The sequence below is a fragment of the Actinomyces respiraculi genome, assembly GCF_014595995.2.
Lineage (GTDB): Bacteria > Actinomycetota > Actinomycetes > Actinomycetales > Actinomycetaceae > Actinomyces > Actinomyces respiraculi.
The window spans coordinates 1,164,250-1,176,323 of sequence record NZ_CP063989.1; the positions used below are offsets into that span (position 1 = coordinate 1,164,250).

A 12,074-nucleotide genomic window follows, 5' to 3' on the forward strand; every position below is an offset into this window, starting at 1 on the left:
TCCGGTCGTGCACCTCAACGCCTCCATGCGCACCGGCGCCCCCCGGGAGCCCCACATCGAGGTCTGGAACGACCTCGTCAGCGCGCGCGACCTCGTTCTGTCCCTGACGGTGTGCGCCGCCTCGGCCGTCGCCGCCCTCGTCGTCGCCACCCTCACCGGCGGCCAGCTGCTCTTCTGGGGCCTGGCAGGCTCCGTCCTCGGCTTCGCCCTGAGCTGCCTGCTCGTGCAGCCCAAGCGCGACGTGAGCATCGTGGACTCCGGTGCTTCCGAGGACGTTGGTACGGCCGCCACCGAGCCCTCTGAGCCTTCGGAGGTCACGCCGTGACCCTCGCCATGCTCGCCGTCATGCTCGTGGCCGTCCTGGCTGCCGTCGTCCTGTACTCCTTCATCGGTTTCATCCCCGGCACGGACGAGACGAGCGTCCTGGCGCCCGTCACCCTTGCCCTCGTGCTCTCCGGCGCCTCCGCCGAGGTGGTCCTGTCCTTCTTCATCTCCGCCATCGTCACCCTCAACCTCATGAACGCCATCCCGACGGCCCTGGTGGGCCTGCCCGGCGGCGTCATGAGCGCCCCGCTCATGGAGCACGCCGTGCTGCTGCGCTCACGGGGCCTGGCCTCGACGACGATCCGTAAAATGGCCGTCGGCTCGGCCATCGGCACGGTCGTGTCCATCCCGCTGGCCTTCCTCCTGGCCGCCGCCGTCGCCCCGCTGGCCGATCCCATCAAGGACCGGGCCCCGCTCATCCTCGCCCTGGGCGCCTGCCTGCTTGCCGTGCTGGGCCAGAACCGACTCCTGGCGCTGATCTCCATCGTGCCCATGGCCTTCCTCTTCAGGGGCCTGCCGGCCGTCTACGAGGCCAACGGCATCATCAGGCCCGGTGAGAGCGTCAACATCTCCTTCTTCCTGGGCATCACCGTCGGCCCGCTGCTCGTGACCCTGCTCGAGCTGCTTAACAAGCGGCGCCGCAATGCCCTGCCGCACGGCACCCTGACCCAGGCGCGCCTGAGCGCGGACGGCTTCCGCTCGCGTGAGCTGCGCCCGAACCGGCTCGTCACCGCCTCGGAGGGCGGCTGGAGCGCCGCGATGGCGGCCGCCTCCACGCCCCTGTTCGTCCTGTCCCCGGTGGGCCTGACCTTCCTGCTGGGTGAGGCCTCCGCCGCCCGGCTCAAGGACCCGGTGGAGCGTGCCAAGCGGGCCGTGACCGTCATGAGTTCACTCACCCACTCGACCTACCTCGCGGGTGTCATCATCCCGCTCGTCGCCCTGGGCATCCCGATCTCCGGTGTGTCCGCGGGCCCGGCCGGCCCCCTCTTTGAGGCCGACGGCGTCTACAGCCTCGAGCACAATATCCACCACCTGCTGAGCCTGCCCCAGGTGGTGATCGCCACCGTCCTGGGTGCGCTGATCGCCGTCGTTGTCACCTACGTGGTGGCGGTGCGCTGGTCCAGCCAGATCACCCACTTCGTCATCAGGCGGGTGCCTCACGAGGCCGTCCTGTCACTGTTCGTGTCCCTCATCGTTGTGCTCGCCTACATCGATGCCGGTGTGGCCAACGTCTTCGGCGTGCTGCTCGTGGGCATCGTGTGCGGCTCCCTCAACCGCCTGGGCGTGTCCTACGGCGTGCAGTTCATGACGCTGTACGCCTCGCCCGGCATCGTGGCCTGGCTCGCCTCCCTCTGACCCCCTCCCTCTGACCCGCGGTTCCCGGCCCCCACCGTCCGGGGCGGGGTAGCGGGGGGAGTGTGGCCCCCTGACCCGCGGCTCCCGGCCCCCACCTCCTCGGCGCGCTCTCGAACGTACGGCGCCGCGTCGGTGTCCACGCGGCGGACATGGGCGGCGCATCCCAATGGCGGGCCCGCCCAGAGCTGCGCAATCTGGCCCTTGCCTCCAGGTGCCCGGCGCCGAGGTGGCAGTCATGTCCGCCGTGTGGGCATCCCTGGCGCCGGGGCACTGTCCCTGTGGGCGCGCCAGCTCGGGTCCACTGGCGCGCGCCCCGGTGGGTCTTGGTGCGCCGCGAGTTCGGGGGTGACGTGTCGAGTTCGAGCCTCTTGACCCTCGAACTTGGCGTTGGTAGGTGACGTGGGGAGGCTGGCCGGTGCCGTGCGGGCTCGTGCCCGGGGTGCTGGGAGGGGTCGTGCACGCTCATGTGACTGGTGTGATCTGGCGGATCTGGGTTTTTCGTTGGTATTGCGCCGTTTTGGTTCTCTTGGTCAAAACGGCTTGTTGGGTCCCATGTGCATGGGCGTGGTCCATGCACATGGGAGCCGAGGCACTCGAGGGCGCCGATCGAGAAAACCGCATGATTCCGCGGCTTGCGACAGAGGTCGACAAGCGTGAGCGTGCAAGCCCCACCGCCGTGGGGGCCGCGACGGCCGCCACCGCCCGATCGTCGGCCCCGCCGCAGCCCAGTCGTCGGCCCCGCCGCCGCGGAAGTCGCGACGCTCGCCTTCCCGACCGAGGGGCATGACTCTGCCGGGACACTACTGTCGACACTGTCGACACTGTCGACCTGTCACCGATGTCCTGCGACATGACAACGGTGTTGTTGCCGTACGTTCGAGCGTAAACCGAGGAGTTCGGCGGGGGTGGTGGGCCGGGCTAGGCCGAGCGGCGGGCCAGGGCCGGCAGGTCCACGCTCAGCAGACGGGCGCGCTCCGCGGTGGCTCCGGTGACCAGCAGGTCTGTGCAGGCCAGGTCCTCCACCCGCGAGGCCCCCAGCAGCGCCATGATCCCGCGCACTTGTTCCTTCCAGGAGACAAGCTCGCGGTACAGGGCCTCAGGCCCGGACTCGGTGAGCGTGCGCATGAAGTGCCCCGAGGCACCCACCGCACGCGCTCCCAGGGCCAGGCCCCGCACGACATCCAGGGGGGTGCGCACCGCGCCGGAGGCCAGCAACTCCACCGGGGCGGAGCCCGCAGGCCCGTGCAGGCACTCGAGCAGGCACAGGGCAGCACTCTGCCCCCAGCCGACGAGGTCCCGGTAGGCGCCATCCTCGCGCCTGGCGGTCTCAATGGCCACGAAGTCCGTGCCCCCGTTGCCGGCCACGTCCGCCGCCGCCACGCCCAGGGACGCCAGCAGGTCCACGGTGCGCCGTGACAGGCCGAAGCCGACCTCCTTGACGACCACCGGCACCTGGGCGGCGTCAGCGATCTGCGCGATGCGCCCGGCCCAGCCGGAGAAGTCCCGGTCGCCCTCCGGCATCGGCACCTCCTGGGCGACGTTGACGTGCACCTGCAGGGCGTCGGCCTCAAGCATCTCGACGGCTCGCGCGGCGTCGTCGGGGGCAACCGTGGGCCCCACGTTGGCTAGTACGAAGGCCCCGGGAGCCGTGCGGCGGATGATGCGGAAGGTGTCCTCGCGCGCGCGGTCGCGCAGCGCCACGTGCTGCGAGCCCGAGGCGATGGCCACGCCCGCGGCGGCCGCGGCCTCGGCCAGTGCCGCGTTGAGCCGCCCCGTGGACTCGGTACCCCCCGTCATCGCGTTGACGTAGAAGGGGACCTGCCAGCTGGAGCCCAGGACCCGGGTCGACAGGTCGACGGCGTCGAGAGCGGTGCCCGGTAGGGCATGGTGGAGGAAACTGATATCCGCCCAGGGGGTCGTCTTGCCGGGCGCGTGCAGGCTCATCGCCAGGCGCACGTGCTCGTCCTTGCGCTCGGCGTGCGCGCTCACGGCGACGCCGGGCTGGGCGGTCTCAGCGCCCCCGGATTGGTCGACGGGGCTCATGAGTCCTCCTCGCAACGGGTGAAGACAGCCAGGTCGAGAGGCACGATGCCCGCCTCGGCCCAGGCCGAGCGCAGGGCCGCCGTACTCGTTGCCGGGCCGTGCAGGGCGATTCCGCAGTCCCCACCGCCGGCCCCCGAGCTCTTGGCCGCCGCACCGTGGGAGCTGGCGATCTCGACCAGGCGTGCGAGCTCGGGCGTCTCGATGACGATGCCGCTCATCCGCGCCAGGTCCGCCAGGAGGACGCGGTGCCCGGTCACCTGCCGGCGTACCCCCGCCAGGTCCCCGGACTCCAGGGCCGTCACGAGATCGGCCAGGCAGGCCTCGGAGGCGGCGAGGAACTGCTCGTAGGTCGCCGCGGGCGCGGTGCTCGCCTGAGCCTGGAGACGGGACTGGACATGGGAGACGAGGCTCGCCGTCGAGGCCGGCTCCCCGGTCCAGCCGACCAGCAGGTCGATCCCATCCGCCTGCGGCATCCGGCGCACCGCCAACCCGGGCCAGCGGGCTTCAAGCAGCGCGCCGACACCGCTGGAGCGCCGCTGCTCGCGCAGCCACTGCCGGTCGGGGGAGGAGTACAGCACCCAGCCCGTGAAGGTGCTCGCCGCCAGGTCACCGCCGGAGCCCACGGGCTCGACGGCGTCGGAGGCCAGCAGCGCCATCTTGAGCACGTCCAGGTCGCTCAGGGGCAGGTCGTGGAAGTCCGCCACGGCCCGCACGGTCGCCACGGTCACCGCCGCCGAGGACCCCAGGCCCAGCTTGCGCCCGGAGGCGTCGTCGAGCTCGGACAGGATGTCCAGGTGCACCATGACGGGCTCGCCACCGCGCTCACGCACCAGCTCCTCGACCACCCGCAGCGCGGAGATGACGTAATCGACCTCGCCGGTGCTCGGCACGGCCAAGCCCTGAGCGTCCCGCTCCCAGGTGCGCTCACCGCCGTCGTACAGGGCCGAGGACACTCGGGCGCGCGGCCCCGAGGCCGTGGCCGCCGTGACCGTGATGAAGCGGTCCACGGCCACGAGCAGGGCGGAGTGCCCGCTCTCGACCACCGCGTACTCACCGGCGACGTACAGCTTGCCGGGGGCCTGGCGCGTGACAGACCGACTCATGGATGCAGTCAATCAGGATCCCGGCTGCTCGTAGCGGATCCCCTCGCCGCCGCGCCGCACCGTCACCGACGCCTCGGGGAAGAGCCCGCCCAGGGCTGCGGCCGCCTCAGCGGCGTGAGCCGTGTCCGTCAGGACCTTGACATTGGGGCCCGCGTCCATCGTCGCCCACACCGGCAGGCCCGCCTGCCGCAGCGTCGCGACCTCATGCAGGACCGCCACCGTGCCCGGCCGCCAGTACAGCACCGGCGGGCGCGCCGCCACCATCGTCGCATGCATCCCCAGGGCGTTGGCCTCCGCCACTGCCCCCAGGCGCTCAAGATCGCCCGCCTCAGCCGCCGCCAGGGCCTCGGCCAATTCCGTGGCACTGGCCTCAACCCACGCCGGGTACAGCGGCGAGGTCCGCATCGTGCGACGCATCGCCTCCGTCGAGGACACCGCCTTCGGCCCCGTGTCGAGGGCGACGACGACCATCGCCAGGTCCAGGGCGCAGGGCACCGGCTCGGCGTACGAGGTCTCGTCGTCAGTCCCACGGTTCCAGCGCACCAGGCCCCCGAAGACCGAGCGCGAGGCCGAGCCTGAGCCCCGACGCGCCAGGCGCGAGAGCCCACGGGCGTCCAGGTCCAGGCCCGCGGCACGCGAGGCGGCCCCCGCCAGCGCCGCAAAACCCGCGGCCGAGGAGGCCAGCCCCGCCGCAAGCGGCACCATCGAGGTCGAGGTCACGCTCGCGGCCTCCGCCTCACCCAGACCCGCGCGCTCACGCACGAGGGACAGGAAGCGGTGCACACGCTCGAAGGCGGTGCCCTGGGCCCGCAGGCCGTTGATCGTCACCACGTCCTGGACACCGTCACCGCCGTCGAAGGAGACGGTCGTCGTCGTCCACGTCTCGTCCAGGGTGAGCGACAGGCTCGAGGTGGTCGGCAGGTGCAGACGGGCATCGGTCTTGCCCCAGTACTTGATGAGGGCGATGTTGGCGTTCGCGCTCGCCGTCGCCGTGCGGGCCCTGCCAGCGGCCGCGCTGTCCGTGCTGTCCACGCTGTCCACGTAGTCCACGCTCACTGGGCCGTCCCGCTCGCGCGCAGCTGATAGGTCCAGGTGCGTACCGCGCCGGCCTCAAGCAGGGCGGCGCTGACGTCCTCCGCCGCACCGGGAGAGTCCGTGAGGCTGATGAGGCAGCCGCCCAGACCACCTCCGGTCAGCTTCGCGCCCAGCGCGCCCGCCCGGCGGGCCGCCCGGGCCAGCGAGTCCAGCAGGTCCAGGCTCACCCCGATCTCGGAGAGCACCGTGTGGGCCGCGTTCATCGTCTCACCCAGGATCCGGGCCTTGCCGTGCGCCAACGCCCTGACAGAGCGGTGTGTGAGTTCGCCCAGCTGGTTGATGCGCGGTCCGTAGAAGTCCGGGTCCGCCTCGTAACGACGGCGCAGCCCGCCCACGGCCACACGGGTTGAGCCGTGGACCCCGGAGTCGGCGATGACCAGCTGGGCGCCCTCGATGCGCTGGCTCAGCAGGTGCATCTCGCCGGACTGGAAACGGATGGGGGAGGGGGCCGTCGTCGCCGCCGCGTCCAGCCCGGAGGGACGGTCGTGGGCGATCTGCTCGGCCTGGTGGATGAGCGGCAGCAGCTCCTCGCGGGTGGCTTTGCGCCCGCAGGCGTCCAGGACCGCGAGGATGATGGCGCCCGCGGAGGCCGCCGAGGAGCCCAGGCCCCGCTCGTGAGGGAAGTCGCTGGTAGTGATCACCTCGAAGGACTGGTCCAGGCAGCCCGAGCGCTCGCGGGCCACCTCGAAGGCGCGGGCCACGCAGGCGAAGCGGTGACCGGCCTTGCGCAGGGGGCCCTCGTAGTCCAAGGAGCGCAGCCACGAGGGGCCGTCGATGGGGGTCGCGGTGGCCCGCATCTGCAAGTCGTGCAGCGGCACGGCCACAGCCGGGTGGCCGTAGACCACCGAGTGCTCACCGATGAGGATCGCCTTGGCCCAGGTGCGCCCGTGCCCCACGCGGATGGGCTGTCGATCCATGCTCAGCGTTCCCTTGTCGTCGGTCACCGGTTCGGCCCTGCTGCCGGGGCGGCTCAACGAAGGGCTTAGCCGAGGCTAGTGACCCGCTCGGAGGGCCCGCAAGCCGACGCCTGGTGGCTGCGGCTCGTGGGCCGCGCCACGACGTCGGCCCAGGGGACCGCCCGGGTGGGGCAGGGAGGAGGGGCCGTCACCGGGCCCGGAGGAAGGATACGAGATGAGCGCCCGGCCCGTGCCCGAACGGTGAGGCGACCAGGGCCTCCACGCGGCCGGGACTGCGCATGTCTGGCGAGCACGTAGGATCGTCCCGTGCTTCAGACGATGTCCACCGCCTTCATCCGTACCCTCCGTGAGGACCCGGCCGACGCAGAGGTCGCCAGCCACCGGCTCCTCGTGCGCGCCGCCTACGTGCGCCGCACCGCACCGGGCATCTACACCTGGCTGCCGCTGGGGCTGGCCGTCCTGCGCAAGATCGAGGGCATCATCCGCGACGAGATGAACCGCATCGGCGCCCAGGAGGTCCACTTCGCGGCCCTGCAGCCGGCCGAGCCCTACAAGGACTCCCACCGCTGGGACGAGTACGGCCCCACCCTCTTCCGCCTCAAGGACCGCAAGGACGGCGACTACCTGCTCGCCCCCACCCACGAGGAGATGTTCACCCTCCTCGCCAAGGACCTGCTCAGCTCCTACAAGGACCTGCCGACGGCCCTCTACCAGATCCAGACGAAGTACCGCGACGAGGCCCGCCCTCGGGCCGGCATCATCCGCGGCCGCCAGTTCATCATGAAGGACTCCTACTCCTTCGACATCGACGACGACGGCCTGGAGGCCTCCTACCAGCGCCACCGTGCCGCCTACGAGCGCATCTTCACCCGCCTGGGCCTGGAGTACGTGCCCGTCAACGCCATGGCCGGGGCCATGGGCGGCTCGCGCTCGGAGGAGTTCCTGCACCCCTCCCCGGTCGGGGAGGACACCTTCGTGCGCTCCGTCGGTGGCTATGCCGCCAACGCCGAGGCGGTCATCACCCCCGTGCCCGATCCGGTCGACGCCTCCGAGGTGCCGCCCGCCCTCGTCGTCGACACCCCCGACTGCCCGACCATCGATGCCCTGGTGGACCTGCTCAACACCGAGCACCCGCGCGCCGACCGCCCCTGGAGCGCCGCGGACACGCTGAAGAACATCGTCGTCACGCTCACCTGGCCGGACGGGACCAAGGAGCTGCTCGTCGTCGGCCTGCCCGGTGACCGCGAGGTGGACATCAAGCGCCTGGAGGCCGCCGTCAGCCCCGCCGAGGTCGCCATGGCCGAGGAGGGGGATTTCGCGGGTCACCCCGAGCTCGTGCGCGGCTACATCGGCCCCACCGCCGTCGGTCCCAACGCCCCCTCGCGCCGCGTCGAGACGGGCGAGGACGGCCGTGAGGTCCTCGTGGGCTCCGTGCGCTACCTGCTCGACCCCCGCGTCGTCGACGGCACCAGCTGGGTGGCCGGGGCCAACGCGCCCGGCCAGCACGTCCTGCACCTGGTCAGGGGCCGTGACTTCGAGGCCGACGGCACCATCGAGGCCGCTGAGGTCCGCGCGGGCGACCCCGCCCCCGACGGTTCCGGCCCCCTGGAGATCGCCCGCGGCATCGAGTTGGGCCACATCTTCACCCTGGGGCGCAAGTACTCCGACGCCCTGGGTTTCACCGTCCTGGACGAGAACGGCAAGGCCCGCACCGTGACCATGGGCTCCTATGGCATCGGCGTCTCGCGCGTCATGGCCGCCCTGGCCGAGGTCAACTGCGACGAGCACGGCCTGGCCTGGCCGATCCAGGTCGCTCCCTACCAGGTGCAGGTGCTCGCCACCGGCAAGGACGAGGAGGTCTTCTCCACCGCCGCCTCGCTGGCCGCCGAGCTCGACCTCGCCGGTCTCGAGGTCCTCTACGACGACCGCCGCAAGGTCTCCGCCGGCGTGAAGTTCGCCGACTCCGAGCTTCTGGGCGTCCCCTTCACCGTCATCGTGGGCCGTGATCTCGCCCAGGCGGGCACAGTCGAGATCCGTGACCGCCGCTCGGGTGAGCGCCGCAGCGTGCCCGTCGAGACCGCGGTGGCGGAGATCCGCTCCACCGTGGCAGCCGCCCTGGAGGCCGCGCCCACCGGCGAGGGCCTCTGATCGGGGCCGGGTAGGGCCTGCTCGGCCGCCGACGGCACCGCCGCTCAGTCCTCCGGCAGGGCGTACCCGGGCAGGGCGGTGATCTCAGCGCCCCAGGCGATGGCCGTGAGGGCCGCGTCCAGGGCCGCGTCCAGGGCCTCGGTGCGCGCCTGACCAGTAGTGGTGCCGACGGCGACCACCTCGGCGTCGACCAGCCGCAGCCATACCTGGCGGGCCCAGGTCACCTCCGCGCTCGCGCCGTCCTCGGCGGTCGGCTCGGCATAGGCGGGCAGCCGCGCGTCCTCACCGCCCAGGGCGAGGGAGGCGTTGACGAGGTCGTCGGCGGCGGCCGCCTGCGTCTGGGCGCGTGCGCGGGTCTCCTCGTCGCTGCGCGCCGCGACCTCCTCCAAGGCGTAGCGCGCGCCGTCGTAGGCCTGGAGCAGGTCGCCGGGCAGGGGCTCGGTCAGGAGTGCGTCGCGCCCGACGACGTCGACGGAGCCGGGAACGAGAGCCTCCAGCGCCACGGACCAGGAGACGGCCATGGCGCCGTAGAGCGAGGCCTCATCAGCGTCGGTTGCGGCCAGGGCGGCCTGGCGCGCCTGGGCGGTGCCCTCCTCAAGGGCTTGGACGAGCGCGTCCCGCGAGGCCCCGGCGGCGGCCGTGGCAACGGGGGAGGCCGTCGGATATGTCGTGGGCACCGGCGTCGCGTAGGGCTCCCACACCCCGCCCAGAGCCTCAAGCTGGACGGCTGTGTCCGCCACGAGGGTGGAGGCGACGGCGGTGTCCGGGTCCTCGGGGAAGGCGGTCAGGAAGGAGGAGGCCGTGGAGGACACGAGCACGGTGCGGCGGGCGAGGGCGTCGCGCACAGACTCCTGCTCGGAGGCAGAGGGCAGGGTCAGGGGGACCGACTCGCCGATCCTCAGGTCACAGCCGCTGACTCCAACGGCGAGGGCGCACACCGTCAGGAGGGCGGTCGTGCGGTGCAGGGTCGTGGGGCGGCGGGCAGGAGCGGTGGGCAGAGACGTCACGCGGTGATCCTGCCACGGGCGGGTAGCATGGGCGCGTATGACCACGCCCGCGGGGCACGCCCGCCCCCGTGGACGCCACCGATCCTGGAGGGACACCCATGGCCGACGCTCTCGCCACCCGGCTCACTGAGCTGCTTGCCCCCGTGGTGGAGGGCGCCGGGCTCTTCCTCGAGGGTGTTGAGACCACGAAGGCCGGCCGTTACTCCACCGTCCGCGTCGTCGTCGACCTTCCCGACGGCGAGGGGGACATCGATCTTGACACGGTGGCCGTCGCCACCCGGGCCGTCTCCGAGGCCCTCGACGACGCCGACCCGGTCAAGGGTCAGTACACCCTTGAGGTCCTCAGCCCCGGTGCCGAGCGGCCGCTGACCACCCCACGCCACTTCCGCCGCGCCGTCGGACGTACCGTCGCCGTCACCACGGCCGCGGGCACGCTCACCGGCACCCTGGTCGCCACTGACGAGGACGACCTCACGCTCGACGTCGACGGCGCCGCCATGACACTCGCGCTCGGCGAGGTCACTGAGGCACGTACCCTCGTCGTCCTCTGACGCCCCCGACCACCAGACCAGAGAGGACACCCAGGACACCATGGACATCAACATGCCGGAGCTGCGAGGCGCCGCCGACGAGCTGGGCATTGACCTGGACAACCTCCTGCCCGCCATCGAGGACGCCATCCTCACCGCCTACCTCAAGGTCCCCGGCGCGATCCGCGGCTCCCACGTCGAGATCGACCGCCGCAGCGGGCACATGACGGTCCTGGCCCCGGAGCTGGACGAGGAGGATGAGCCCACCGGCGAGTTCTTCGACGACACCCCGGACGACTTCGGGCGCATCGCCCAGGCCACCGCCCGCTCGGTCATCGTCCAGCGCATCCAGGACCGCCGCGACTTCGAGGTCCTGGGGGCCTTCAAGGACAAGGCGGGAGAGCTCATCTCCGGCACCGTCGAGCAGGGGCGCGACCCCCGCATCGTTTACGTGCGCCTGGGCGAGGAGCACGAGGGGATCATGCCGCCGCACGAGCAGGTGCCCGGCGAGCGCCACCGTCACGGCGACCGTGTGCGCGTCTACGTCACCGAGGTCTCGCGCGGCCTCAAGGGTGCCCAGATCATCCTTTCGCGCTCCCACCCGGGCCTGGTGCGCAAGCTCTTCGAGCGCGAGGTCCCCGAGATCGGCTCCGGCGACGTCGAGATCGTCGCGATTGCCCGAGAGGCCGGCCACCGCACCAAGATGGCGGTGCGCTCACGCGTCAAGGGCGTCAACGCCAAGGGCGCCTGCATCGGCCCGATGGGCCAGCGCGTGCGCGCCGTGACCGCCGAGCTGGGCGGCGAGAAGATCGACATTGTCGACTACTCCGAGGACCCGGCACGCTTCGTCGCCAACGCCCTGTCCCCGGCGCGCGTGTCTGAGGTGCGCATCCTGTCGATGGAGGATAAGACGGCCCGTGCGACCGTCCCGGACTTCCAGCTCTCGCTCGCCATTGGCAAGGAGGGGCAGAACGCCCGCCTCGCCGCGCGCCTGACCGGCTGGAAGATCGACATCCACGCGGACTCCGAGTCCGGGCAGGTTGTGCCCGGCACTGGCTCGCGCGCGGATGACGTGACCGGTCCCTCACGGGTCAGCGACGAGGCCTGAGCGAGCCGCCGGTAGAATCGGGGCGGACCCTGCCAGGGTCGTGCGCGGCCTGCCGGGCACGAGGCACCCGGGCCGGACGAGCGGAAGGACACGCGTGACGGTCACCAGCACCTCACACGTGCCTGTGCGTTCCTGCGTCGGCTGCCGCGGTAAGGGTCCCCGGGCGCAGTTGCTGCGCCTGGTCCTCGACGACGGCGGGCTCGCCGTCGACCCCCGGGCCGTGGCGCCCGGGCGGGGCGCGTGGATCCATCCGGACCTCGCGTGCCTGGAGCTCGCTGAGCGCAGGGGCGCCCTTGGGCGCGCACTGCGCACTCGTGGGCCGTTGGATGCGGCCCCCGTGCGCGACTGGCTCTCCCGGAAGGGCAGCGCCTGAGCGTGCGACACCGGTCCCGCGGGACCGGGAACACCGATTGCAAAGGCGGGTAGAAAGCCGATGGGCACCC

11 protein-coding genes are annotated in these 12,074 nt (G+C 72.0%); 6 read left to right on the forward strand and 5 right to left on the reverse strand.

Annotated elements, in window-relative coordinates:
* Positions 1–7 precede the first annotated feature (7 nt).
* Both ID810_RS04815 and ID810_RS04820 read left to right on the forward strand, forming a co-directional pair.
* The gene (locus tag ID810_RS04815) at positions 8–325 is read left to right on the forward strand and encodes a hypothetical protein (protein ID WP_235931634.1); all 318 of its coding nucleotides are present in this window, start codon (positions 8–10) and stop codon (positions 323–325) included.
* 8 nt (positions 326–333) lie between these two features.
* Complete coding sequence (locus ID810_RS04820) at positions 334–1,680, forward strand: tripartite tricarboxylate transporter permease (RefSeq protein WP_425321782.1); 1,347 nt, start codon at positions 334–336, stop codon at positions 1,678–1,680.
* Positions 1,681–2,598: 918 nt separating this feature from the next.
* On the opposite strand, the gene fni is transcribed toward ID810_RS04820, so the two are convergent.
* From fni to mvk, 4 genes are read right to left on the reverse strand one after another with little or no spacing between them, the layout of a single operon-like run.
* The gene (gene fni, locus ID810_RS04825; RefSeq protein ID WP_166857666.1) at positions 2,599–3,723 is read right to left on the reverse strand and encodes a type 2 isopentenyl-diphosphate Delta-isomerase; all 1,125 of its coding nucleotides are present in this window, start codon (positions 3,721–3,723) and stop codon (positions 2,599–2,601) included.
* The gene (locus ID810_RS04830; protein ID WP_166857667.1) at positions 3,720–4,826 is read right to left on the reverse strand and encodes a phosphomevalonate kinase; all 1,107 of its coding nucleotides are present in this window, start codon (positions 4,824–4,826) and stop codon (positions 3,720–3,722) included. The genes fni and ID810_RS04830 overlap by 4 nt, the downstream gene beginning before the upstream one ends.
* Before the next feature lie 12 nt (positions 4,827–4,838).
* Entirely contained in the window at positions 4,839–5,882 is a 1,044-nt protein-coding gene (mvaD, locus tag ID810_RS04835; RefSeq protein WP_244960920.1) for a diphosphomevalonate decarboxylase, read from the reverse strand.
* Positions 5,879–6,838 (reverse strand): mevalonate kinase, encoded by a 960-nt coding sequence (gene mvk / locus ID810_RS04840; protein ID WP_166857671.1) that lies wholly within the window; start codon positions 6,836–6,838, stop codon positions 5,879–5,881. The genes mvaD and mvk overlap by 4 nt, the downstream gene beginning before the upstream one ends.
* A gap of 306 nt (positions 6,839–7,144) precedes the next feature.
* Between mvk and ID810_RS04845 the strand changes: the two genes are divergently transcribed.
* Positions 7,145–8,986, forward strand: a complete 1,842-nt coding sequence (locus ID810_RS04845; RefSeq protein ID WP_166857673.1) for a proline--tRNA ligase — start codon at positions 7,145–7,147, stop codon at positions 8,984–8,986.
* 44 nt (positions 8,987–9,030) lie between these two features.
* On the opposite strand, the gene ID810_RS04850 is transcribed toward ID810_RS04845, so the two are convergent.
* Positions 9,031–9,993: a DUF4439 domain-containing protein gene (locus ID810_RS04850; RefSeq protein ID WP_166857675.1), complete on the reverse strand. Its 963-nt coding sequence runs from the start codon at positions 9,991–9,993 to the stop codon at positions 9,031–9,033.
* A gap of 98 nt (positions 9,994–10,091) precedes the next feature.
* On the opposite strand from ID810_RS04850, the gene ID810_RS04855 reads away from it, so the two are divergent.
* The 3 genes from ID810_RS04855 (at position 10,092) to ID810_RS04865 (ending at position 12,004) form a co-directional block, all read left to right on the forward strand.
* Entirely contained in the window at positions 10,092–10,544 is a 453-nt protein-coding gene (locus ID810_RS04855) for a ribosome maturation factor RimP (protein ID WP_166857677.1), read from the forward strand.
* Between the two features lie 40 nt (positions 10,545–10,584).
* Positions 10,585–11,631 carry a transcription termination factor NusA gene (gene nusA / locus ID810_RS04860; RefSeq protein WP_166857679.1) on the forward strand — a complete coding sequence of 349 codons (1,047 nt, stop codon included), beginning with the start codon at positions 10,585–10,587 and terminating at the stop codon, positions 11,629–11,631.
* Positions 11,632–11,725: 94 nt separating this feature from the next.
* Positions 11,726–12,004, forward strand: a complete 279-nt coding sequence (locus ID810_RS04865; RefSeq protein ID WP_235931630.1) for a YlxR family protein — start codon at positions 11,726–11,728, stop codon at positions 12,002–12,004.
* Positions 12,005–12,074 lie beyond the last annotated feature (70 nt).

Bases quoted from the DNA above. Each gene is read 5' to 3' on its own strand.
- nusA (WP_166857679.1), top strand. From the start codon at position 10,585: ATGGACATCAACATGCCGGAGCTGCGAGGCGCCGCCGACGAGCTGGGC.
- mvk (WP_166857671.1), bottom strand. From the start codon at position 6,838: ATGGATCGACAGCCCATCCGCGTGGGGCACGGGCGCACCTGGGCCAAG.
- fni (WP_166857666.1), bottom strand. From the start codon at position 3,723: ATGAGCCCCGTCGACCAATCCGGGGGCGCTGAGACCGCCCAGCCCGGC.
- ID810_RS04855 (WP_166857677.1), top strand. From the start codon at position 10,092: ATGGCCGACGCTCTCGCCACCCGGCTCACTGAGCTGCTTGCCCCCGTG.
- ID810_RS04820 (WP_425321782.1), top strand. From the start codon at position 334: ATGCTCGCCGTCATGCTCGTGGCCGTCCTGGCTGCCGTCGTCCTGTAC.
- ID810_RS04830 (WP_166857667.1), bottom strand. From the start codon at position 4,826: ATGAGTCGGTCTGTCACGCGCCAGGCCCCCGGCAAGCTGTACGTCGCC.